Below are 25,007 nucleotides of genomic sequence, written 5' to 3' on the forward strand. Positions count from 1 at the left end.
AAAACAATTAGATAAGTTATTAAAAAAATACCGCTAACGTATATGTTAGCGGTATTAAAACATTTAAAAAAAATGTTAATTTAAGCTGTCTGCACTAAAACCAGCTTCTTTAACTGCAAAAATAATGGAACCTTCATCTACCTCATCGGAGATAACAGTCAATATTTTTTCAGGGGTATTAATGTCTACTTCCCAGTTGTCTTCTCCTGCTGTCTCATTGAGGTTCGAAGAAACTTTTGCCAGGCATCCGGCACATTTAATGTTCGTTTTAAATTTTAACGTTTTCATTGATGCTAATATTTGTGTTAATGAATTTTGTTGAATTATTTTTTTAATCTTATATCCGAGACGCGTTACCGATTTGACTATTTTTTCGACAGATGTGATCAGCGGTTCATAGGAAATCACCATAACACCTGGCAGTACAGCGATCAAATATGCTCCCGGAGTGTTTAATACCGAAAGTGTTACCGTTGATATGCAATAACCATCCTTCAGGTTGCTGATGTTTAAACCAAGTGTTTTCATAATCAATAATTGATAGTACAAAGCTATAGCGTTAAACAAGCTGGCTATTGTATAATTGTGGCATTCTTTTATGAAATTTTAGTCAAATTCAATAGTTACATCCTCAGTTAAAGGATAACTCTGGCACAGTAAAATCATACCCTGTTCTACTTCCTTTGACGTTAATGCATAGTTTTTAACCATCTTAACTTTTCCTGAGGTTAGTATTGCTACGCAGGAACCACAGCTTCCGGTTTTACAGGAATGCCCAAAAGCAATCCCTTCCTTCAAGGCAGCGCTCAATAGCGTCGTTCCCGCAGGTATTTCAATCAAATGGGTTTGTTCATAAAAATGAACCAATACCTCATGCGTGATTTCAGGCAGATTTAACTGCTCGTCCGATGCATCCCCGGCAGTAAATTGTTCCATAAAAACCCCTGATTCAGGAACCTGTAAAGACTCAAGTACTTCCTTATACATCTTCATCAGCCCGTTAGGGCCGCAAACAAAAAAATGAGCATTTAAAGGCATCCCCATAGTTGTCTGCTTTAATATCTTTTTGACAACTAACTTACTCAACCTCCCCTCAATTAAAGTACCTGCAAAAGGCAAGCTTGTGCCCTTCTTCCCCGACAGGGCATGGAATATGGTCAGCCGCTCTCCATATTGCATAGTCAGGGCTTCCACAGTGTCACCAAAGATCACGTCGTACCAGTTGCGGTTTGCATAAATTAAGGTAAGCTGAATACAGGGTGATTTAGCCAGCAACGATTTTGCTATGGACAGCAAAGGGCTTATTCCACTTCCTCCAGCCAACAATACAACATGGCTTGTCCGATAACTACTTTCATCTGGGACAAATGAACCAAATGGACCTTCTATTTCCCATTCGCGGATTTCCTCAGCATGGTTAACCAGATAATTGCTTACCAATCCTTCTGGTATCCGTTTTACCGTTATGGCAGGATAAGGGTCGATGTCTGGCGAAGAAGACATGGAATAAGAACGGGTTAGTTTTTCTCCATTTATCACAACGCTGATATTGATAAATTGCCCTGGCAAATATTTGAACGCGGATCCTCCTGTATCAAAGACAATGGTAACCGCGTCGTTTGTTTCCCAGGTTAAGTTCCGGGTTAACCAGATAAATTTACGTTTTTGCATCCTTCAACTACTTAAATCTCCTGATTGAAAAAACCGCAATCAATGCACCAATGCCACTTACTACAGCAGCAGATTTAAATGCCGTGCGGAAACCTTCATTCAATAATGCCGCATCTATTGTACTTTGAGCTTGCACCATATCAGTTTTTGCGGCTACAACAGCGACTATGATCGCAAGTCCCAGTGCTGAACCAATCTGATAACTGGTATTCACCAGGCCAGAAGCCAACCCTGTCTCTTCCGGTTTTGCACCCGACATAGCAGCAATCGTTCCAGGGATATAAGCGAGCGACATACCTAGTGCCCCCAACAGAGATGCGGGTAATACATTAACCATAAAAGATCCATCTACGGGAGCAGTACTAAAAAGAAGCAGAGACGCCGTCAGAGCTATAAATCCCGCTATCAGTGTGGTTTTAAAACCGAATTTAGCAACAAGCTTCCCGGTAACCCCCATCATAAAAACCATGATGGCAAAGGTCATAGGCAATAAAGCAAGGCCACTATTAAAAGCTGAATAGTTTAACACTTGCTGCAAATAGAGGTTAAGAAAAAACCATAGCGGAATCCAGGCTCCCGCAAGTAAGCCCATCACCAGGTTGCCACCTGAAAGATTAGGCACCTTGAAGATAGATAAAGGTACAAGCGGCTCCGTTTTATTTTTTTGCAGGGCTAAGAAGACGATAAATAATGCAACAGCTAAGCCCAGTAATCCTAACGTTTGAAGCGAAACCCAGCCCGCAGCTTCAGCCGAAACAATAGCGTATACCATCAGGATTAATGCTGCTGTGGCCAGGATAGCACCAAGAACATCCACTTTCCCTTTTCGTGTTGCGCCTTTAAGTAATAAACGAGGGCTTAACACCAACACGATCAGGCCCAAAGGTATATTGATCAGGAAAACCCATTCCCAGGAAAGCCATTGCGTAATGGCACCACCAAAAAATACACCGGCCGAACCTCCTGCAGCAGCGGCAGCACCCCAGAAGCCCAAAGCCCTGTTCAGTTCCTTTGGGTCAGTAAATTTGGTTAAAACCATGGTTAACGCAGCGGGCGCAATGAGAGCAGCACCTAAGCCCTGCAATGCTCTACCTGTGTTTAAAATTCCATCAGACCAGGCTATCCCCGCTAAAAGAGAGGAGCCAGTCAGAATGGCAAATCCCCACATAAAAACCTTACGAGAGCCAAACAAGTCCGACATACGGCCCCCTAAAAGAAGGAAACCGCCAAAAACAATAACGTAGGCATTAAATATCCATTGAAGGCCCGTTTGCGAATAACCCAGATCGGTTTTGATTGCTGGTAAGGCTACTCCGATTATGGACGTATCCATAATCACAATAAACTGGGCCATACATAGCAAAGAAAGCGCTGCCCATCGCTTAGGATAGGGCAGCGCTTCTATAATTGGTTGTGTTGTTTTTTTAGACATAAATTTTATTATTTATGCCAAAATTAGACAACACCTGGCGCCAGATTTTATACAATTACCGGAATATGTTATAGAGTTTTGGCAGGCCTATAACTTTAACAAACCTAAAGACCGTTGTAACTCAACATGCAATACTTTCAGATGATATACCGCCTGTAAATAATTGATCTTGCCTTGTGTCAGCGCCAATTCTGCATCTGTTAATTCAAGCCTGGAACTTAACCCGTTCTTATAACGATCGTTCATCATAGCATAATTTAACACTGCAGCATCAACCGTTGTTTTGTGAATATTGAGCTGCGCATTGGCTTCCTTCCACCTGCTGATGATGGCCGCCAGTTCAGCATTCATTTCTTCCTTTACATCATCTAACCTGATTGTTTCCTGCCGTACTTTGATCCTGGCCTGATTGATCTGAGCATTGGTACGGTTTCCGTTAAAAATCGGTACAGTAAGCTGAAATCCAAGAAATGAAGTGCGCGGTACCGTATAGCTGCCCAGACGCAGGTGATCTGCCTGTGCCTGTAACTGATACTGACCTATAATTGAAGCCTGAGGCAGATGTTCCGCTTTACTGGCAGACAATCGCTTTTCTCCCTGTTCTATAGAAAGTCTCTGCAATTTAATATCATGACGGTTCAGTTCCGCCGTTTTTAAAGCCTGGTCAAGCGTATAAAATTCTGCCCGATCGGATTCAACATTCAAACTGTCGGTAGGCTTTATCTCTATCGCTTCATTTAAACCAATCAGTCTTTTTAGCTGAATACCACTTACCTCGATATTGTTTCTTAAATAGGATATGGAAGACTTTAAGTTCTCAACTGCAATATAACTTCTTAAAGTATCCACTTTCAGGCCCCTTCCCTCTGCAAACAATGCCCTGGTATCTACCAGTGCCCTGATATTCCTCGACAAGCTTTGTTGCTGTAAGTTGAGCTGACTACTCATTAACTGCAGTTCAAAATAGCTGGCTGAGACCTGGAAAACCAATTGGCTTTCCAGGTCATTCGTTTTTTCCTTCTGAATTTTCTCATCAATCATAGCCGCTGCCTTTTGACGGCGCGCATTTTCCATAAACACTGGCTGATTTAACGATAAAAACCCATTGAAAGCATTTTTTCCACCCACTGTAATATCCTGTACAGGCTTACTTGTTCCTGCAAACGAACCTGGAAGGAAGATCACCTGGCGGTCAAAGTAACGTGAATAACCCATATTTGCTGAAATACCGGGTAACAACCTACTCTTCGTTTCCCGGGTAATCTCCTTAAAACGAATTTCTTCCAGCGTTTGTATCTGAAGTTCCTTATTACCTTTTGCGGCCATCGCCAATGCCTCTGCAAGACTTAATCCTTTTTCCTGAGCATGTAAAACTTTGCCCGAAAATAACAGCAGCAAAGCCAGTGGTATATTTAAAAATTTCTTTTTCATTGTCTTTGTTTTAATAGATCAGCATGATCTGATTCCATTTCTTCATTTTCTTCTTCAATCACTTCTTTCCGCTTAGTTCCCGACAAATAAGAATAAACTGCAGGGATAATAAACAGGGTAAGAATCCCGGCAAAGGTTAACCCTCCAGCTATTACAATTCCCAGTGACTGACGGCTATTCACAGTAAAGGCAATTGGTAACGCACCGAATATCATCGCCAGAGAAGTCATTAGAATTGGACGAAAACGTGATACTGCTGCTTGTATGGCTGCATCATATTTTGAAAGTCCTTCTTCTTTCAAATGATTGGCAAACTCTACGATCAGAATTCCATTTTTAGTGATCAATCCCACCAGGGTGATGATTCCGATCTGGCTAAACACATTTAAACTCTGGTTGAACCAGTATAAGCTAAGAATTGCTCCAGTTACGGCCATCGGCACAGTAAGCATGATAATCAGCGGATCACGAAGACTTTCAAATTGTGCCGCCATGATCATGTAAACCAGTAACAAGGCCAAAATTAGTGTAGAGGCTATGTTGCCCTGACTTTCCTCATAATCCCTGGACTGCCCCGCCAAACTCGTTTTGAAGTTTTCGTTCAATACTTCCTTTTTTATCCGTCCCATTTCTTCAATCCCCGCTTCCAGACTTATCCCCGGAGCAAGTCCTGCAGAAACTGTTGCAGAAGTATATTGATCATAGCGATAAATCGCAGCCGGACTGATCCCTTCATCAATTGTAACCAGATTATCCAAAGAGATCATCTGCTGATCAGCGGAACGAACATAAATAGAACGAAGATCACTGATATCATTCCTGTTTTTGCGTTCTACTTGACCGATAACTTCGTATTGCCTATCTGATCGTAAAAAATAACCATAACGCTGCCCGGAAAACGAAAGCTGTAAAGCCCTTGATATTTCCTGTACAGAAACACCCATTAACGCAGCTTTTTGCCTGTCTATATTGATTTTTAATTCTGGCTTATTGATTTTCAGATCGGCATCTACGAACATGAGCTTTTTACTCTGACGTGCCGCAGCCAGGAACTTCGGAAGTACCTTGTTAAGGCTATCCAGTGTTGGAGCCTGAAGTACATATTGAACCGGCATACCACCGCCATAACGTGTACCGATTGTTGGCGGCAGATAAGGGAATAAAAGAAAACCCTTGAACTGAGCAGATGCCATTGCATATTGATTGTATAAATCCTGGGTCGAAGGTTTACCTTTTTCAGGATCATTCAGATAAATACTCTGAACAGCAATGTTAACCGGTGCCGGCGCCGGGATAAAAGAAATGCCTACCATCGAATAGGTCTGATACAACCTGCTGCCCGTAGAGTCATTCACATATTTACCCACTTCGGTCATCCGCTTTTGCATATAATCAAAAGATACACCCTCGGGGGCAATAGCAATCAAACTCATGTTCGATCTGTCTTCTATCGGAGCAAGCTCGGACGGAAGCTTCTTCCCTACAAAATATATAAGACTGGCAGTCCCGATTAAGAATATTGGAGCCAACCAGCGGCGTTTCATAAAAGCGGTTAACAAATTCGCATAGCCATTATTTAAGCGGATAAAAAATGGCTCTGTGTTTCGGTATAACCAGTTTGGCTTGTCGTTCTTTTTTAACAACAAGGCACTCAACATTGGCGAAAGTGTTAAAGCTACAAAAGCAGATACCAATACAGAACCAGATACAACAATGGCAAATTCTTTAAACAACTGTCCGCTGATCCCGCCCATAAAAATAATCGGCATAAATACAGCCGCCAGGGTAATGGTGGTAGAAATTACCGCGAAATATATTTCTTTAGAACCTTTGAAAGCGGCCTGGACCGGCGACATGCCTTCTTCGATTTTTTTATAGATATTCTCCAGTACCACAATCGCGTCATCAACCACTAAACCTATCGCAAGTACCAATCCCAGCAAAGTGAGTACATTAATAGAAAAGTCTGCCACATACATAATGAAAAATGCGGAAAGAATAGAGACTGGAATTGCCAGCACTGGTATAATGGTAGAGCGCCAATCACGGAGAAAAAGAAAGATAATGAGTACCACTAAACCGAAGGCTATAAAAAGAGTTTCTTCTACCTCTTTAATGGATTTACGCACAGGACTGGTAAAATCGAAACCAACGATCAACCGGTATTCCTTGGGAACTTCCTTACGCAATTGAGCTAGCCTGGCATGAAATTCATCCACCACTTTAATCGCATTGGCACCTCGCTGGATCTGAACAGCAATACCCACTCCTATCCGGTTTAAATTACCGGTCTCGTTGATAATTGCCGTTCGCTCGTTTTCTTCTCCCAGCTTCGCTGAGCCAATATCTTTTAATCGTACTACGGTATTCCCCTCACGTTTAATGATCATTTCATTGAAATCAGCTACGGTAGTTAAGCGGCCAAGCGTACGTACACTTAGCTCATTGTTTTCGCCTTCTATTCTTCCAGAAGGTATGTCAATGTTCTCTCTTGATAATGCCTGTCGGATATCTTCGGGAGTAAGCATATAACCCGCCAGTTTAACCGGGTCAAACTGTAGCCGCATGGCATACTTGTGTTCACCAACGACGGCAACACTGTTAACACCGGGAATGGACTGCATTCTGTCTTTTATGACCGTAGCAGCCAGGTGACTTACCTCTCTGATATCCTTAGTATCGCTTTCTACTTCTAAAAAGGCGACCAGATTATCCGGTGAGGATGCCTTTTCAACAACAGGCGGATCTACATCAGCTGGAAGTTGTTTTCTGGATTTGGCAACTTTATCACGGACATCGTTAAGTGCATCTTCCAGGTCAATATCCCGGTTAAATTCAATAGAAATCACACTCACCTGCTCCCTGGATTCTGAAGAAATTGTTCTGACACCATTGGATTCAGCAATAGATTCTTCCATCGGCTTGGTAATTTTAGAAGCAATCACGTCAGGGCTCGCACCAGGGTAATAGGTAACAACCGAGATCACTGGTGGCTCTGTCAGCGGATATTCCCTGACCCCTAAATATTTCCATCCAACAATGCCCATAATCACGATAAAGGCGGAAAATACACCCGCCAGAACCGGTTTTTTTATACTTAATGATGATAAACTCATAGCTTTAAACTTGAAATTGATTACTTGGAAACAACAGCCTGAACCGGCATACCATCACCAAGGCGAAGAAGATTAGATACAATAACACTGTCGCCGTTATTTAAGCCGGAGGTAATGATAGCAGTGGTTTCAGTTCTGTTGCCAATGCTGACAGGTGCTGATTTTGCCAGACCATTTTTAACTAAAAAAACACTATATCCATCTCCACCCGGGATGAGTGCTTCAGTTGGTAAATTAATCGCTTTTGCATTTTCTGCTGATGTCGGAAAATAGATCTTAACAGACAAACCTGCCTTGAAATTTCCACCCGGATTAGCAGTGATTGCCTGTACCTGTACAGCCCTGTTTTGGGCATTAAGTCCGGCTTCAGTTGCCTTAATAACAGCAACCTGCGGATGATCAGAAAGTGCTGTTGTAAAATTAATTTTATTGCCTGTTTTAACCAGGGGAAGGTACTTTTCCGCCACAGAGAAATTTATCTTAATGGTGCGATGATCCTGCAAACTAACCAGCTCCGTACCTGGCGATACAAAAGCACCCGGATCAACCTTTGAAATACCAATAGTTCCTGAAAAAGGAGCCCTGATCTCGGTCTTAATCAATTCCACCAGGAGCACTTCCCGTTGTGCTTCCAGACCTTGTAATTTCATCGCAGCTTCATCGTATTGCTGCTGATTTACAGTTTCCGTTTTCAACAGATTACTCATCCTTTGTTCATTCAGCCGAGCTAGTTTCAATTCAGCATCCAATCCCTTTAACCGCGCCTTCAGGTCTGCGTCATTCAGTTTATAGAGCAATTGTCCTTTACTGACATATCCACCGTCCTGAAAAGCAACCTGAATAATCTTTTGGGCAATTTCACTAACAACAGCAACCTGACTGTAAGGGACCATAGTGCCCACAATCAGCTCTTCCTGGTTCAGGTTCTCTTCATTCACGAGAACTGCATCCACCTCTAATTTGCTGACACCAGCACCTTCTGCGGCCGACATTTTTTGTGTTTCTTCTTTATTACCCTCACATGCAACCAGCAACATACTGCATAGTACAGGAAGGAAAATAGCTTTTAATTTATTTGTATCTTTTAACATGATATGATAAATAATTTGGAACAAATAGTTGTTTATAACAGGGACAAAACTACCGGCATTGCTACCCTAACCTTTACACTATTGCAGGTAAGAGTTATAGAATTCCCATAGGGTTATTTTAAAAAAAAAGCCCGGCAAAACCGGGCAGCAGAAAAGGAGTAAATTAGTTTTACAATTTTGCAGTCTTTAACCGCAAACTATTGCTGACCACCGAAACAGAGCTCAATGCCATTGCTGCGCCAGCAATCATGGGGTCCAATAGAAATCCATTTATAGGATACAGCAAACCAGCTGCAATGGGAATACCAATGAGGTTGTAAATAAAGGCCCAGAATAAATTCTGTTTGATGGTGTTTACTGTTTTACCAGAAAGCTTTAATGCTTTGGGTACCATGTTCAAATCAGAAGTGATCAAGGTCATTTTCGCCACATCCATTGCAATGTCAGATCCCTTACCCATCGCTATACTCACATCGGCTTGTGCAAGTGCATGACTATCGTTAATACCATCACCAACCATTGCAACTGTTTTGCCTTTTGATTGCAGTTCTTTTACAAAATTTGCCTTATCCGAAGGCATTACTTCCGCTTTATAATGCTTTAAACCCACTTGTTTAGCAACAGCGGCAGCTGTTTGTTTGTTATCTCCGGTAAGCATGTAAACTTCAATCCCCCTGTTCTGGAGTGTATCAATAGCCTCCTGTGAAGTAGACTTAATTTTGTCAGCGATGGCAATTACTGCAAGTCCGTTTTTATGATCCGCAAAATAAATCACAGTTTTAGCCTCCCCCTGCCATACTTCAGCTTGAATGAGCAAATCCTGACTTACCGAGATCCCGGATTCATCCATCAATGTCTTGTTACCGATAAAATATGGTACTTCCTGATGAACAGCCTTTACACCCTTTCCGGTAACACTTTCAAATTGTGCCAGGCGAACCGTAATTACCCCCTCTTCTTTTAAATGGTTGATCACCGCCTCTGCAAGTGGATGCTCAGACTGGCCTTCCATGGTATATAAAATCTGTTTATTCAGGTCATGACCTGTATTTGTATCTGCCCAGATCACATCAGTCACCACAGGCCTGCCTTCTGTAATCGTACCCGTTTTGTCTAAGATAATTGCATTCACTTTATGACCAAGCTCCAGGCTTTCTGCATCTTTGATGAGGATATTATTTTCTGCACCTTTTCCTACACCTACCATGATAGCAGTCGGAGTAGCTAGTCCCAGTGCACACGGACATGCAATAACCAGCACAGTAACTGAAGTCAGCAATGCATGGGTGAAAGCAGCTTCACCGCCGGTTAGCATCCAGATTATAAAGGTAAGTATAGCAATACCAATAACTACCGGAACGAATATACCAGCGATTTTATCTACCAGTTTCTGCACAGGTGCCTTACTTCCCTGCGCTTCCTGTACCATCTTAATGATCTGGGCCAGAATGGTATCACCACCTACTTTTTCAGCTTTGAACTCAAAGCTACCCTTCTGATTAATGGTGCCTGCAAACACTTTTTCACCCTTTGTTTTCGCAACTGCAATAGGTTCACCGCTGATCATACTTTCATCTACATAAGAGCTTCCTTCACTTACCACTCCATCTACGGGTATTTTTTCTCCCGGCCTTACAACAATAGTATTTCCAACCTGTACCTGCGAAACAGGGACTTCCTGTACCACGCCGTCAATAATGATGTTCACTGTTTTTGCCTGCATCCCCATTAATTTCTTAATGGCTGACGAGGTATTGGATTTTGCTTTTTCTTCCAGCAATTTGCCCAAAGAGATAAAAGCAATAATCACCGCCGCCGCTTCGAAGTAAACGTGTGCATGGAGGCCGCGTTGATGCCAGAACTCAGGATAAATGGTATTAAAGGCACTGAAGATAAAAGCAATACCTGTACTCAAAGCAACCAGTGTATCCATATTCGCTTTTCTATATCTGGCCTGTTTAGCTGCATTGATGAAATAGCTGCGCCCTAAGTAGAAAACTACCGGTATCGTCAAGGTCATCATGATCCAGTTACCATAAGGCATGTCCATAAAGAACATACCGATCACCGATATAGGGATGGAAAGTACAACTGCCCAAATGGTTCTTTTTTTCAATTGTTCATAGTGCCTGACCTGCGCATCCTGCTGGACCTGTTGCGAATCCTCTGCATCAACAATCAGATCATAACCGATACCGCGCATTACATTTTGTAATTCTTCCGGTTTAACCGTTTCATCATATTCAACCCAGGCAATTTGATTCGCATAATTAACGCCAGCATCATAGACACCTCTGGCCGACTTCAACATGCTTTCGACACTTACCGCACAAGCGGCACAAGTCATTCCCAAAACAGGAAATGCTTTTTTTATATAATTATTTTGTGATTGTTTTTTCTTGTGTTTTTCATCTAAACCGAGTGCTTCCATAAATGTTATTTTTTACAACAAAATTAAAGAGGCACAATGCCGGGCTCATTATACAATTGGCGGAAAGATGTATATAATTGTAAGATTAATCGCCCTGGCTTTTTGGCTTAAGACTGTTCTGCATAATGACAAGTTTGTCCTGTCTTATTCTTTTATAATAAGCAAAATCGAAGCCCGTATGTTTCTTTAATTGCCGCGAAAGATAAGCCACACTACTATACCCCAGGATATTGGCTATATCCGTTAACGACTTTTCCGTATAAACTAAAAGTCCTTTTACTTCCTCAATTTTCTTTTGTATAATGTACTTTTCCAGCGTAATACCCTGGGTAAGAGAAAATATAGCACTCAGCGAATCATAGTCTCGCTCTAATTCTTCACTAATCCACTTTGAAAATTTAACCGGGTATCCAGTTTCCGATTGTTCGTTGATACCACTTTCAACTGCCAATTTTATCTCAGTGATCAACTGCTCATTCTTATCATATAGTAGTTCAAATCCATTCTTTCGTAAAACCACTTTCAAAGTTGGTTCATCCACAGGAGTTTTACTATTCTCTTTTAATATTACCTCTCCCAGATTTATACTCGAAATATCTAAACCGAGTTTGAATAATTCATCCTTTAATACGGTAATACACCGATTACAAACCATCCCTTTAATGAGTAACTTATTGTTCTTCTCCATAACAAAATATTTATACTCAAAAATAAAACAGCTTATTAATGTTGCTGTTACACGATTCAAGAAAACATTTATAGAATTTACAACTGATCTAATGGTCTGCGCGCATTTTCTTTTATATTTTTAAAATGAGAGGGAGTAAAACCCGTAGCCTTTTTAAACTGAGTAGAAAGATACTGGACACTACTGTAACCCAATTTATAAGCAATCTCACTCAATGTAAGTTCGTTGTATTCCAAGAATTCCTTAGCCCTTTCTATGCGCTGCAGAATGATATACTGTTCAATTGTAATGCCTTCAATATTTGAAAAAAGTGAGCTGACATAATTATAATCAATACTCAATTTTTGTTGAATCAGGTAGGATAATTTAATCGTTAAATCTATTCTGTCAGCCCCATGAATAATTTCAATAATGAGATTCTTGACTCTTTCTACCAACACCATTTTACGGTCGTCCAATAACTCAAACCCATTTTCTGACAACCAATTTCTTAAATCATTCATCTGCATATCAGAGAGATCCTCTTCTAGTTCAACTTCTCCCAGCTGTACACTTACAGGTTTTATATGCATCTTTTCAAACATCTGTTTTACAACAACAATGCACCTGCTACATACCATATTTTTTATTGACACCTTCATTTAAAAGGCTAATAAACTGACTACTAAAACACCCATTATACTATGTAATTAAATCCTGCACTATTAACTCAATTGATGAATATCATCAAATCAATTCCAGCAAACATACTTACTTAGTAATATTCGAAAACTACACAATTACTGAAAAAATTTATATAATTCCCTTATAAAAGGCGGGCCGTAATGCTCGCTTTTTTCGTTCCCGCCCATATTATAATTACTATGAATAACGCCTTTTTTTTCATATAATTGAATATACAATACCAGCCAAACCAAGCCTTTAAATAAATGAAAATTAAAACTCTTTTAATCCTCTCCCTGTTCTTTTCTTTAGAATCAAATGCACAGGTTACTGTCGACAATGCATGGAGTAAATTCTTACAAAATGACCGTCTATCATCACGCAATTTATTCTTACAACTCGCTAAAAGTCCGAAAACGCAGGATGATGCTAACATAGGTTTATGTCTTATTTCTGAAATGGACAAGCCAGAACATGAGGCTTTTACTTATCTCAATAAATTATATACAACCTCAAAAAAACCAGAGCCCTACATATTCGCATTATGGGGAAGTCCGGCAAATTACCTGGGCTACCGAAAATCACCAGCGCAAATGGCTTTTTACAACAGCCTCTACCAAAGAAAAGATCTTGATGGGACCTTATCAGCTATGGCCTTGTCTCTTGCTGGAAGACACCATCAGGAAAACAAAAATTATGAGATGGCCAATAAGGCTTATGGCCAGATTGGTCAACTTGAAAATTGGCTTATTACCGGTGAGTTTGAAAATATTTCTACAAGTGGGTTTGATAAATCGTATGAGGTGATTGATCATCCCGAACTGAATGCAATATTCTCCGGAAAACGTAATCGTAAGTTTGGCTGGCGAACAGTACCGTACAACCGATTGGATAAATGGTTTGACTTTTCCTATTACAACAATTACAAAAATGCCGTTCAGTTTGCACAAACTTTTGTTAAAAGCCCTGCAAATATGACCGCCGAATTGAGGACCGGCGTTTCCGGATCCGTTAAAGTATGGGTAAATGATCAGCTTATACTCAGCGAAGCTGAAGAAAGAAATAATGATCTCGACTCCTATATCAATTCCATAAAATTAAATGAAGGCTATAATAGAATCCTTGTTCAGATAGGAGAAAGTTATGCCGACAGGTCTAATTTCATGATCCGCTTAACAGATCAAAAGGGAATACCACTTTCCAACATTACGACAACCTCTACTCCTCAAAACTATACAAAAGAAAGCAGTTATGTTTCTATCAAAATAAAACCCGTCGCATTTAATTATTTTGAAACCGAACTAAAAAAATCTCCTAACAACTATCTGAACCAATTGATGCTGGCAAGACTTTACCTCCGACAAGGTAATGTATTTGAATGCCGCAGTTTACTCGAAAAGCTAAAACATCGCTTCCCAAAAAGCACCTATCTGAACATGATGATGATTGATCTTTTTTCGAAGGCTGGTAACAGAACAGGGGTTGAAATGCTCCAAGAAGCTATTAAAACAAATGATCCGGAATGTGCCTATGCGCTTGAGCTCATCTATAACGACTATCTTAACCAGAAAGATTACAACAACGCAACAGCAACCATCGCAAAACTGGAAAAGATATATGGAGAGAATGACAATATCTTCTTAAAAAAAATGAATGTTGCGGCAAAACTCCAGAACCAGCAGGAAGTGCTTCTATTGGCAGAAAAGTCGTACGCACTATTCCCTAATTCGGTTGATATTGTAGGCGTAAAATACGCAGCGGAAAAAGAAATTAAAAAAAATCCCAATGCAATCGCTGTTCTGGAAAAATACATTGCAGAAAATGACGATTATGCTTCTGCAAAATACCTGGCAGAAATTTATTTTGACAAAGGTGATAGTGAAAAAGGTCTGGCCATATACAAAGAAGAAATAAAAAATGATCCTATATCATTTGGTGTGTATTCAGATCTTGCCGCACAGTATCATAACCTTCAGCAATATGACAATGCCGAAAAAGTGTATTTACAGGCACTCCAGATTGATCCAAATCATGCCGATACCTACACCTCACTTGGTCTCTTATATAATGTAAATAAACAAAAAGAAAAAAGTGCAGAAGCTTACAATAAAACACTTCAGATTAATCCAAATAATTACGAGGCCATCCGATCCCTTAGACGATTACAGGAGAAAAAAGCTGTCTTCGATTATTTTGTACAACCAGATATTAAAGCCATAATCAGCGCTGCTCCAAAAGCATCCGACTATCCTGATGATCAGGTAATCGTTTTAAACAAAGAAGTACAAAAAGTTGTTTATGAAAACGGTGGATCCGAAGAAAAACATTTCGAAACGACAAAGATACTTACCCAAAAGGGATTAGAATCGTATACCGAATACAATATTCCATATAACAGTGATCAAAACTACAATATCGAAGTTGCCGAGGTTATAAAAGCAAATGGAACTAAAGTACCTGCGGAGCAAAATGGAAACAACCTCGTATTTACCAATGTTGAAATTGGTGATGCTGTTAACCTTCGATATACCATCGAGAATTATTTTACCGGGCAAATGGCCACTCATTTTTCCGATTCCTTTTATTTCGCAGATGGCCTGTCTTACATTAATAAAAAATATTCTTTGTTAATTCATCAGGAAAAGCCGTTCAAATATGTATTCTCCCAGGAAGTTATTGCACCTCAGAAAGATAAAAAAGATGAATTTGATCTATATGTGTGGCAACAGGGAAATCAAAAGGCTTTAATTTATGAAGACAAAATGCCCCCTTCAGAAGATGTCGTTAACAAATTGTATCTCTCCTCGATTCCCGACTGGCAATTTGTCTCAGATTGGTACAGCAACATTGCAACAGCAAAAGCACGCAGCAGTTACGAAGTTAAATCTACGATAAAAGAGCTCTTTCCAAATCAGAAAAATACAGATCAGCTTACTAAAGTTAAAATGATCTATAACTACATCACACGTAACATAGCTTACAGTTCGGTTCCATTCAGACAAAATGGAGTAATCCCTCAAAACCCAGCTACCGTGATCAACACACGTATTGGTGACTGTAAAGACGTCTCTACCCTCTTTGTTGCGATGTGTAAAGAAGCAGGAATAGACGCAAGTTTAGCCCTGGTAAGTACCAGGGACAACGGCCAAAGTACCTTACCCCTACCTAGTATAGACTTCAATCACTGCATAGCAAAAGCAACCATAAACAATCAGGATTACTGGCTGGAACTTACCTCGGGAAACCTACCCTTCAACACATTTAACACTGGTTTTATAAATTCAAATGTGCTCGAAATAGGAAAAAAATCTAATGAACTGTTCAAATTTAATCCGCGATTAAGAAGTTACAATACCTTGAGTTACCAGACAGGAGTAAAGATCGAAAATATGGATATGGTAATCAACGAAACCAATCAAAATACAGGTGCTGCTGTCAGCTATGTTCGTTCGTCTTATAATGACATGAGTAACAAAGATCAATTAAAAAAGATGAAAACCGACATCAGCTCTACTTATCCGGAGAATGAAGTCTACTCACTTAATTTTAAAAACCTGGACCCTTCCACCGCGACTTCAGATACCCTAAGTGCATACTCTTCCTATAGACTGATCAATGTATTTAAGCCTGTTGCAGGAATGTCAATATTCTCGATCCCATGGTCCAATAAAATCCCTGCTTCGATTTTACAAATGGTACCAAATAGAAAATTTGGAATTGACCTTACCCAGATCTTTAGTGTAGAAGAATCCAACGAGCAATTAACACTGGAACTCCCTACCGGTAAAAGCATCGTACAGTTACCAAACAACATAAATCTTTCAAATGATTTCATAGAGTTTAGTATTGAAAACCAGCACACCGGAAACAAAATCATCTTAAAACGAAGGTTCCTCTTAAAAAAGGATTTAGTGCCTTTAGCAGAAACAGAAGCCTTCTATGCATTTTTTAAACAAATAGTTAATGCAGATGATCAGCAACTGGCCATAAAATAAGTTACTTAAATAAGTTTTAAAGAATCCGCGAATTTTATTAAAAATTCGCGGATTTTTTCTTGTGTGCAGTTGTAATAATATGAGTTTAAATATTTAACCTTGCATAGACATTCACTAAACAAGTCAATTATTATCATGGTAGCCTATGGCGCATTTACTGACCAACAGTTGCTCGACCTGCTTAAAAAAGGCGATCAGATGGCTTTCAATGAAATATACGACAGGTATGCACCAAAAATATATTATCAGGTAAACCAAATGCTCAGAGACGGAGAAGCATCTAAGGATGTAGTTCAGGATCTTTTTATTACCATTTGGAATAAATGTAACAACATCAGAACAGAAGGTAATTTAGCAGGTTATTTATACATCGCGGCACAAAATAGCGTACTAAAGTTCATGAGAAAAAGTCGCCTAAAAAGCGACTATCTGAATTCGCTGGCACAGTTTCAGGATGAAATCATTGATGAACAAGGTCCGGAATATGATATCGAAGTCTTATATAACCTGATTGAAAAGGAAATTAAACAACTTCCCGAAAAAATGAAGATAATATTTGAACTCAGCCGCCAGAAAGACCTCTCTTATAAAGACATTGCCGCACAACTTGGTATTGCTGAAAATACAGTTAGAAAACAAGTGAGCAATGCCCTCAGGATCATTCGTACAAATGTAGATAAGCATGGTCCTGCCGCTGTTATTCTGCTGGCGCTAATGCGCCGTTAAAATTATTTTATTTTTTTTCTACTACTTTTTAAAAGTCATGGGTAATACTTATATATCGAACAATAAAACCGATTTATAAAATAGCATGAATACCAAAAAAGCAGCAAATCTTTTAGATAGATATTTGCATGGTAAAGTCAATAAGGAAGAGGAAGCACTAGTACAATACTGGTTGCTGAACAACATTAATAAAAATGAGCCGGAAGAAGAAGATCAAGCCTATCCACAAAACCACATTGAAATGTGGGACAACATTTCAAAAACTATAAACACTAAAAAAATTAACCTTTGGCCAATCATTTCTGCGACGGCCGCAGCGGCTATTGCTATTTCAGTCGGCATCTGGTTCTATAACCCGCGCCCGGTAGCAGTAATCCCCAATACTAAAATTGCAAATCACAGCGATATTGCACCAGGGGGCAATAAGGCCACACTTACCCTAAGTAACGGAAAAACGATACAGCTAAGTAATGCAAAAACCGGTCTGGTTATCGGTAAAGATTTAAGATATAATGACAACACAACCATCCTCTCTACAACGCAGCCCAGCGAGAATGAGATGGCCAGTATTGTTACGCCCCGCGGCGGCACTTACCAAATCCAACTGCCGGATGGCACCAAAGTCTGGCTAAACGCGGCCAGTAGTTTAAAATTTCCTGCTACATTTACCAATGCCACCGAACGTAGAGTTGAACTGAAGGGTGAAGCTTATTTCGAAGTAGCAAAAGATAAAAAACATCCTTTTATCGTTGTAAGTGCAGAACAGGATGTAAAGGTATTGGGCACACATTTTAACATCAATGCATACGAAGACGAGGAAAGTATAAAAACAACACTATTAGAGGGAAGTATTTATGTGGTCAATTCATGGAAAAAAACTGGAAAAACACTAACGCCAGGTCAGCAATCCATCATTTCAGAAAAGACCATTTCCGTTAATAGCGAGGTAGACCTCGAAGAAGCCGTTGCCTGGAAAAATGGATATTTTAATTTTAATGAGAGCCTGGAAAGCATAATGAATAAGGTATCCAGATGGTACGATGTGGATGTGATCTATGAAGTACAACCAGCATCAGATCCTTTTGTAGCAAAAATTTCAAGAGAAAAAAGCCTATCGGCCCTATTAAATATCATAGAAAAAACCGGAGATGTTCATTTTAAAATTCAAGGAAGGAGGGTCATAGTGACGAGATAACTACCTAAACATCGAAACGCTAAAATGCTAAAAAGCCAGAGGTGCTGCAAACACTCCTGGCCAATGATTGGCATTTAGTCAACAATATTTTCTACAACAGTATCAACTTTATAACCTTATCAAATGTATAAAATATATACCAAAAAACCGGGTATAGCTTCGTGCTATATCAATAAACTCCTGCTCATTATGCGACTAACCACCGTTTTACTAATAGCAACCGTTATGCAGGTCAGTGCCAGTAGCTTTGCGCAAAAAATAACCATCAATAAAAAGAATGCTTCTCTTGACAAGGTTATCAATGACATACGCGAGCAAAGTGGCTACGATTTCATTTACAAGCTAGGCTTATTAAAGAAAGCAAAACCAGTAAGTATAAATGTTAAAAATATCGATCTGATTGATGTTTTAAAACAATGCTTTAAAGACCAACCCTTTACCTTTTCGCTCGTTGATAAAACTGTTATCTTACGGGAAAACGAGCCTGAAAAGGCAGCCATAAATATCACCGTAGAGGGGAAAGTAACCGATACCCTTGGCAGCCCTATTGCAGGTGCAACAATTAAAGTGATGCAAAGCGATATATTTGCCAAAACAGATGCCCAGGGAAAATTCAGACTAACATCCGTACCTCAGGATGCGGTCCTGTTGATTTCTTACGTAGGTTACAATACCAAAAGAGTTCCTGTAAATGGCTTAAAAAAGCCCATTGTAATCGTATTGGTTGAAGGATTAACCCGTCTGCAAGAAGCTGTGATTATCAGTACAGGTTTACAACACCTTAGCAAAAACGTTGCTGTTGGCTCTGTCGCTGTTGCGACGGCAAAGGATCTCGAAAACTCTGGAATAACCACATTCGATAAGGCCCTTTCAGGAAAGCTCCCGGGCGTTTATGTAAGAAGTGTAACCGGTAGGCCAGGTGAAACCGGACAAATTATCATCAGAGGTGTAAATACACTTACCGGGAATGTTGAACCCTTATATGTACTTGACGGAATGCCTTTGCAAGAAGGAGAAGTTTCCGGAGGTATGAATTCGCTGATTTCAAATGGTATCGGAAATATCCCACCAGAAAATATAGAAACAATCACCATTCTTAAGGATGCAACAGCTGCAGCTATCTATGGATCCAGAGCTGCAAATGGAGTAATTGTAATCACTACAAAAACAGGTAAAGCAGGTAGCGATTATATCAATTACTCGGGTAAATTTGGCATCACAGAAAAGCCTGTAAATAAGTTCAAATTTATGAACAGTCAGGAAAAGATTGGTTTTGAACGTGATTTATATAACAATTTCCATACCTCATACGAGCGAAGTGGCCGTGTTGGACAGTTGTTAAACCTGGCCGAGAATGGCTCTATCACGTCAGCCGAAGCAGAACGCCAAATTGCAGAGCTTGGACAAACCAATACCAATTGGATTGACGAGTTGTATAGAAACGCCTTTAGCCAGTCGCACAACATTAGTATGAGCGGTGGAAATACCAAGACAACCTATTTTACCTCAGTTAACTACCAGAACTCACAGGGTAGTCTGATCGAAAATCAGTTCCAAACCGCTGGTTTTAACATGAAGCTTTCCAGGTTCATTACCAATAAATTATTAGTTAACCTGAACCTTTACTCTACCATTAAAAAAAATGTGGAGGGACGACCTAATGTACCTGGTGGGTCGGGACTAACTGGAATTGACCCTTTCAAATATGCGATATTTGCCAATCCTTACGAAAAACCATATAATGCCGATGGATCCTACGCCTCCGATATGTCCTACAGGGAAATCCCCGTTACAGTAGGATCTGCTCCTTCATTATATTATTCAAACTTTAATATCCTTCGGGAATTGAGGGAGAATCGGTTAACTAATAATTATGGCAATATACGTGGACAGTTCGCACTTGAATATAACTTTTTAAGTGGATTTAAATATACCGGAAACGTAGCTGGCTCTTATACAAGTGTACATGACAAAGACGAATCTTATGCAGGAACCTATAGATCGTGGGTAGGTAACTGGTTAAATAGAGCTTCTGCATCAGGCAATGTTTTACCAGACTATAACCGTGGTTTTCTGGAAGAATCCACTGGACGCACCATGGATTATACCGTCCGCAATACACTTGAATACTCAAAAAGGATAAAGAACCATTTTGTTCAGGCATTTACGGCTTTTGAGTTTGGCGGCGTAACAAACGACAGGTTCAACAATTTTAACCCAATTTATTTGCAGGAATATGCTATTGCTGGTTATCCAAGCTGGGACTTAGTTCCTGACACAAGGTTCATGAATCTTGATCTTTCCAGATTGGGTGGCACATCAACCCGTGAAAATAGAAATGCTTCTTATATTGGTTCATTGGTATATTCTTATAATGACCGTTATGTATTTAATGGAAATGTAAGGTATGACGGAGTGGATATTGTTGGTTCAGACAACCAGTTCTCTCCACTTTGGTCTGCCGGTGTTAAATGGAATGCACACAATGAGCGCTTCCTAGAAAGATACAATTCTGTAATCAGCCGTCTTGTACTTTCAGCAGGATTTGGATATCGCGGAAGTATCAACAGAAGTGCATTACCATTCCACACCTATACTTTAGGTACAGATGTTTACAATAACATTGCTGTAGCAAATAGCTTTGCTTATGGAAACCCTGTGATTAGATGGGAAAAGAAACAAGAAACCAATTTAGGAGCTGAACTCTCATTATTTAACGGAAGGTTCAATACCGAATTCAGGTACTTCGACGAAAAGGTTAAAGATTTATTAGACAATACCATCACCCCACCTTCTGTAGGTAGACCATCTGCTATTGTAAACGTTGGTTCGATGAGCAATAAAGGCTTTGAGATTTCGGCCAGAATTGAAGCCATTAAAACCAAAGATTTACTTTGGGAAGTAGGTGGAAACATTACCAAGGTTAAAAACAATTTGGATAATGTTTATGAGAAAACACTTCCAAACGTTGCCAGCGCCACAAATTCCACCAACTCAACGACCAGAAATATACAGGGTTACCCGGTAAATGGATGGTATGGTTATAAGTTTGCGCATGTAGATCCAGCTACCGGAAGTGTAATGGTTTACGCCCAAAAGAAAAAAACAGAACAGGTAGGTACTGAAGTCGTAACCTCTTATACCGAGGAATTGGTGGATTTAAGTAAAACTTCAACTGCTGTCCTTCAATCAGATTATGTAACCTCTTATCTGGGACATAGAGATCCGGAACTTTATGGAGGTTTTAGCACCCGTTTAGTCTACAAATCTCTTGAATTTGCCTCTACTTTCGTGCTTGCTACAGGCAACCAGATTTTAGGTTTTAGAGATAGACGTGAAGGACCGACACTGAATCCTGATGACGTTACCGCCAGTAGAACCAACAGACTAAAAGAAAACCTGAACAGGTGGACCCAGGCTGGTGACATCACCAATATTCCACTTTACAAAAACAGCCCGGCTGGTTATACCCAATACTTGATTTCGACCGACCTTGAAAAAGGAAATTATTTAAAATGCAATGAAATGTCATTCTCCTGGAGAGCGCCAAAAAGCATTTTAAAACAAACAGCGCTTAAAACGCTAAAGGCTACATTGGTAGCTAACAATTTATTTATGGTAAGTAACTATAGTGGTACTGATCCGGAAACTCAAACGGCTTTTGGATATCCAAACACTAAAGCTTATACCCTTTCATTAACTGTTGGATTTTAACATTGGAAATCATGAAACATAAAATATTTATTACGTATTTGATCCTGATTTTTGGACTATTTACAGGTTGTAAGAAATTCCTGGATCTTCCGGCAAAAAATCAACGTACAGTAACTACTATTACAGACGTTAAATCCCTTTTGGGTGCCCACCTTCGTGTGCTTGTTACCCCAAGAATTACAAAACCTTTATATGGTCAGCCAGTCCCTGCATGTCCAATCCTTGCAGCAACGATGTTCGGAGCTTATTCAGATGATATCGATTTCGAAAATGCACTTCCGAATTGCTACCTGGCATCTAACACGCTGATCAAAACTCCGGAAAAAACTTATGCCGATATGCTATTGTGGAACCAACAAGCTACTTCAGCTATGTTGTGGTCGCACCATTATGAGCTTGTTGGTTTTTTAAACAGCTTAATAGATCAGCTTGGCACCATAAAGGGTGTAAGTAACACAGATCAGGATCAATTACTTGGCGAAATGTATACCAACCGTGCCTACTCTTTGTTTAAGCTGCTACAATATTATGGTATATACAATAATGCAGATATGGGGATTCCTATTTACCTGCATACCGGAGAGGGTGTATTGGGTATCAAACCAAAGCGTGAAACCCATGCAAATTCATATAAAATAATTTTAGAAGACCTGAATAAAGCATTGGAAATGGTGAACCGTACCAGTCCTGCTGTAGGATATAATGTGTTGTACAATAAACGTTACATCAATCATTTACTCGCTCAGGTATATTGGTATAAGGCTGAATCTCCTGCTAAAGAAGCAAGTGACTACTCAAATGTTAAAACACATAGCCTTGCTGCACTTGAAGCAGTAGATGCATTAATACCTACTACGGCAGCGGCGCGCATCGCTGCTTATGGTGGACTAGACCCTAATTATCCAGTTATCGTTCAGCAGGCTTCTTCGAATGCCGACGTATCGGGTCTTTATGGAGGAGCCTATCAATATATAGGATTTGGTCCAATGAACATTCCTTTAAGTGCGGACTTTGCAGCTTTGTTTACCAGTACTGATATTCGTGTCTCAAATTACTTTAATACAGCTGGTGCAACTGGAAAAATCTTAAGTGCAGCCTGGCCTTCTGACGGTACAGCAAGTGGAAGTACCAAAGCCGGACAAACAGTTATGTTTAAACCCGAGGAGGCTTATATGATGCTGATTGAAGCGCAATTCAGACTAGGCGCTGAGGGAGAAGCGTTAATTACCTTAAATAAATTCCGTGCTTTTAGAAGTGCCGGAGATTTTACGGGCTTAAGTGGTACCGCCTTACTAACGGAAATCATCAATGAAAGAAGAAGAGAATTTTTTGCCGATACGGATAAACGTTGGTTGGATTTAAAACGCTATGCCAATAAAACCATCAACAGAAATATCAGATTTTTCAACAAGCAGTATAACATTACGGTTCCACCTAATGACTATCGTTATGCCTTACCAATACCGTTGGTAGAAATACAACAAAATAATAACATTGTTCCGAACCCGGGCTGGGCATTAATTGAATACTAATTTTTATTTCAATAACGACGAAGATGAATATTAAAAATTTTATTATAAGCGCAATCTTAAGCGCTACAGCATGTTTTACCGGCTGTAAACAGAGCGAATTTGATTATAAAATGGTAGAAATTAGTGCTGATGATGTCAGTTCTATAAACTTTTATACAGGCAGCGACATGCTGATTGCGGATGGCAAGGCTACCTTAAAATTTATTGTAGAAACCAATAAAACTATTCAGAATGCTGATGGCACTACAACTAATCAAGTATTTGATTACAGAAAATTGCCCGCTGGAACGGTTAAAATATATGAGGAGACGACCAATAAAGAAGTTGGTTTTACTTACAACACGTCAACCGCGGTTGCAGGATCAAAGCTTAAATTTTATGCTCAGGTAGGCAATATCAAATCGCCCATAAAGGAAGTAACCATCAGGGCCACTCCACCGGTTCTGCCAACGCTATATGTTGATGTGATCTTCCATGTATGGGAATTAAATCCTACCAATCCGGCTTATGACCCTTCTTCTTTTCAACCTACAAATTATGCGGATATAGTTAATGGTTTGAAAATCATGAACGATATCATTAACAATAAAGTGGGTAATGCGCCAAATGGTGCTGCCGCGAATGTAGTGTTTAGATTGGCGACTAAAAATGCCGCTGGACAAACCTTACAATTCCCTGGTTACGACAGGGTTGTCTACAGCGATGAAGTTAAAACCAATCCTTTGCTGGCTCCAATTAACCCAAATGATTTTACCGGTTTTATCAATAAAACCCCAGCTAACGTGGCTAAGTATATCTGGAACCCTAAATTATACTTAAACATTCAATTATTTCCATTCGGTTCTGGTAGTTTTTTAGGAGCTTTATTCCCTGCAAAACAGTTAGCCCCCGGCTCAGGTCAGGTATTAATCCCTGGTGTTGCCGGAACTGCAGTAGATGAGGATGATTTTGTGACAGCCACCCAGGCCCAATACACAAGTGCCCTCATGCCGTATTCAGTATTCAGACCTGGTTTTGAACGCAGAATAGAGATTTTTAATGCCATTGGTAACTTTTACGGCTTATACGGAACTTCATTTAATGCCAGTCGCCAGTACTCAGATTTTTGCCAGGATACGCCAGAATATGCCAGCGCTAATCAAGACAATACAACAACCATTCAAACAGCAGTAAACGGTGAAAAGTTTTTTCTTGAGAATGCAATGGATGATAACCGCTATCCAAGTAGCCGTAATTCCCTTACACTTGATCAGGTCAATAGAATGCGATCGGTTATGTTAAGATGTCCGGGAAGGATGAATTCTAAAACACAATAAAAGAAG

The 25,007-nt window shown here is 39.9% G+C and carries 15 protein-coding genes; 6 read left to right on the forward strand and 9 right to left on the reverse strand.

Annotated elements, in window-relative coordinates; genetic code table 11:
* Nucleotides 1-75 precede the first annotated feature (75 nt).
* The 9 genes from R2Q84_RS05190 to R2Q84_RS05230 form a co-directional block, all read right to left on the reverse strand.
* A complete protein-coding gene (locus R2Q84_RS05190; RefSeq protein WP_316815465.1) occupies nt 76-528 on the reverse strand; it encodes a hypothetical protein in 453 nt (150 codons plus the stop codon).
* Between the two features lie 78 nt (nt 529-606).
* Nucleotides 607-1,671 carry a ferredoxin--NADP reductase gene (locus R2Q84_RS05195; RefSeq protein WP_316815466.1) on the reverse strand — a complete coding sequence of 355 codons (1,065 nt, stop codon included), beginning with the start codon at nt 1,669-1,671 and terminating at the stop codon, nt 607-609.
* A gap of 7 nt (nt 1,672-1,678) precedes the next feature.
* Complete coding sequence (locus R2Q84_RS05200; protein WP_316815467.1) at nt 1,679-3,103, reverse strand: MFS transporter; 1,425 nt, start codon at nt 3,101-3,103, stop codon at nt 1,679-1,681.
* A gap of 87 nt (nt 3,104-3,190) precedes the next feature.
* A complete protein-coding gene (locus tag R2Q84_RS05205) occupies nt 3,191-4,534 on the reverse strand; it encodes a TolC family protein (RefSeq protein WP_316815468.1) in 1,344 nt (447 codons plus the stop codon).
* Nucleotides 4,531-7,650, reverse strand: a complete 3,120-nt coding sequence (locus tag R2Q84_RS05210) for an efflux RND transporter permease subunit (protein WP_316815469.1) — start codon at nt 7,648-7,650, stop codon at nt 4,531-4,533. The genes R2Q84_RS05205 and R2Q84_RS05210 overlap by 4 nt, the downstream gene beginning before the upstream one ends.
* Before the next feature lie 20 nt (nt 7,651-7,670).
* Nucleotides 7,671-8,741 carry an efflux RND transporter periplasmic adaptor subunit gene (locus tag R2Q84_RS05215; protein WP_316815470.1) on the reverse strand — a complete coding sequence of 357 codons (1,071 nt, stop codon included), beginning with the start codon at nt 8,739-8,741 and terminating at the stop codon, nt 7,671-7,673.
* A 169-nt stretch (nt 8,742-8,910) separates the two neighbouring features.
* Nucleotides 8,911-11,172: a heavy metal translocating P-type ATPase gene (locus R2Q84_RS05220; protein ID WP_316815471.1), complete on the reverse strand. Its 2,262-nt coding sequence runs from the start codon at nt 11,170-11,172 to the stop codon at nt 8,911-8,913.
* An 85-nt stretch (nt 11,173-11,257) separates the two neighbouring features.
* Nucleotides 11,258-11,860 (reverse strand): AraC family transcriptional regulator, encoded by a 603-nt coding sequence (locus R2Q84_RS05225; RefSeq protein ID WP_316815472.1) that lies wholly within the window; start codon nt 11,858-11,860, stop codon nt 11,258-11,260.
* A 77-nt stretch (nt 11,861-11,937) separates the two neighbouring features.
* Nucleotides 11,938-12,432 (reverse strand): AraC family transcriptional regulator, encoded by a 495-nt coding sequence (locus R2Q84_RS05230; RefSeq protein WP_316815473.1) that lies wholly within the window; start codon nt 12,430-12,432, stop codon nt 11,938-11,940.
* A 357-nt stretch (nt 12,433-12,789) separates the two neighbouring features.
* Here R2Q84_RS05230 and R2Q84_RS05235 point away from each other — a divergent pair, with 357 nt between their 5' ends.
* The 6 genes from R2Q84_RS05235 (at nt 12,790) to R2Q84_RS05260 (ending at nt 25,001) form a co-directional block, all read left to right on the forward strand.
* Nucleotides 12,790-16,518, forward strand: a complete 3,729-nt coding sequence (locus tag R2Q84_RS05235; RefSeq protein WP_316815474.1) for a DUF3857 domain-containing protein — start codon at nt 12,790-12,792, stop codon at nt 16,516-16,518.
* A 99-nt stretch (nt 16,519-16,617) separates the two neighbouring features.
* Nucleotides 16,618-17,244 (forward strand): RNA polymerase sigma-70 factor, encoded by a 627-nt coding sequence (locus tag R2Q84_RS05240; protein WP_316815475.1) that lies wholly within the window; start codon nt 16,618-16,620, stop codon nt 17,242-17,244.
* An 85-nt stretch (nt 17,245-17,329) separates the two neighbouring features.
* Nucleotides 17,330-18,439, forward strand: coding sequence for a FecR family protein (locus R2Q84_RS05245; protein WP_316815476.1), 1,110 nt, complete (start codon nt 17,330-17,332; stop codon nt 18,437-18,439).
* A 123-nt stretch (nt 18,440-18,562) separates the two neighbouring features.
* On the forward strand, nt 18,563-22,153 hold the full coding sequence (locus R2Q84_RS05250) for a SusC/RagA family TonB-linked outer membrane protein (protein ID WP_316815477.1): 3,591 nt from the start codon (nt 18,563-18,565) through the stop codon (nt 22,151-22,153).
* Nucleotides 22,154-22,164: 11 nt separating this feature from the next.
* Nucleotides 22,165-23,685, forward strand: a complete 1,521-nt coding sequence (locus tag R2Q84_RS05255; RefSeq protein ID WP_316815478.1) for a RagB/SusD family nutrient uptake outer membrane protein — start codon at nt 22,165-22,167, stop codon at nt 23,683-23,685.
* A 23-nt stretch (nt 23,686-23,708) separates the two neighbouring features.
* Nucleotides 23,709-25,001: a M43 family zinc metalloprotease gene (locus tag R2Q84_RS05260; protein ID WP_316815479.1), complete on the forward strand. Its 1,293-nt coding sequence runs from the start codon at nt 23,709-23,711 to the stop codon at nt 24,999-25,001.
* Nucleotides 25,002-25,007: the final 6 nt, after the last annotated feature.

It is taken from the genome of Pedobacter nyackensis (assembly GCF_032678475.1).
Taxonomy (GTDB): Bacteria; Bacteroidota; Bacteroidia; order Sphingobacteriales; family Sphingobacteriaceae; genus Pedobacter; species Pedobacter nyackensis_A.

Excerpts from the sequence above, each read along its gene's own strand:
- R2Q84_RS05190 (WP_316815465.1), bottom strand. The coding sequence starts at position 528 with ATGAAAACACTTGGTTTAAACATCAGCAACCTGAAGGATGGTTATTGC.
- R2Q84_RS05195 (WP_316815466.1), bottom strand. The coding sequence starts at position 1,671 with ATGCAAAAACGTAAATTTATCTGGTTAACCCGGAACTTAACCTGGGAA.
- R2Q84_RS05200 (WP_316815467.1), bottom strand. The coding sequence starts at position 3,103 with ATGTCTAAAAAAACAACACAACCAATTATAGAAGCGCTGCCCTATCCT.
- R2Q84_RS05205 (WP_316815468.1), bottom strand. The coding sequence starts at position 4,534 with ATGAAAAAGAAATTTTTAAATATACCACTGGCTTTGCTGCTGTTATTT.
- R2Q84_RS05210 (WP_316815469.1), bottom strand. The coding sequence starts at position 7,650 with ATGAGTTTATCATCATTAAGTATAAAAAAACCGGTTCTGGCGGGTGTA.
- R2Q84_RS05215 (WP_316815470.1), bottom strand. The coding sequence starts at position 8,741 with ATGTTAAAAGATACAAATAAATTAAAAGCTATTTTCCTTCCTGTACTA.
- R2Q84_RS05220 (WP_316815471.1), bottom strand. The coding sequence starts at position 11,172 with ATGGAAGCACTCGGTTTAGATGAAAAACACAAGAAAAAACAATCACAA.
- R2Q84_RS05225 (WP_316815472.1), bottom strand. The coding sequence starts at position 11,860 with ATGGAGAAGAACAATAAGTTACTCATTAAAGGGATGGTTTGTAATCGG.
- R2Q84_RS05230 (WP_316815473.1), bottom strand. The coding sequence starts at position 12,432 with ATGCATATAAAACCTGTAAGTGTACAGCTGGGAGAAGTTGAACTAGAA.
- R2Q84_RS05235 (WP_316815474.1), top strand. The coding sequence starts at position 12,790 with ATGAAAATTAAAACTCTTTTAATCCTCTCCCTGTTCTTTTCTTTAGAA.
- R2Q84_RS05245 (WP_316815476.1), top strand. The coding sequence starts at position 17,330 with ATGAATACCAAAAAAGCAGCAAATCTTTTAGATAGATATTTGCATGGT.
- R2Q84_RS05250 (WP_316815477.1), top strand. The coding sequence starts at position 18,563 with ATGTATAAAATATATACCAAAAAACCGGGTATAGCTTCGTGCTATATC.
- R2Q84_RS05255 (WP_316815478.1), top strand. The coding sequence starts at position 22,165 with ATGAAACATAAAATATTTATTACGTATTTGATCCTGATTTTTGGACTA.
- R2Q84_RS05260 (WP_316815479.1), top strand. The coding sequence starts at position 23,709 with ATGAATATTAAAAATTTTATTATAAGCGCAATCTTAAGCGCTACAGCA.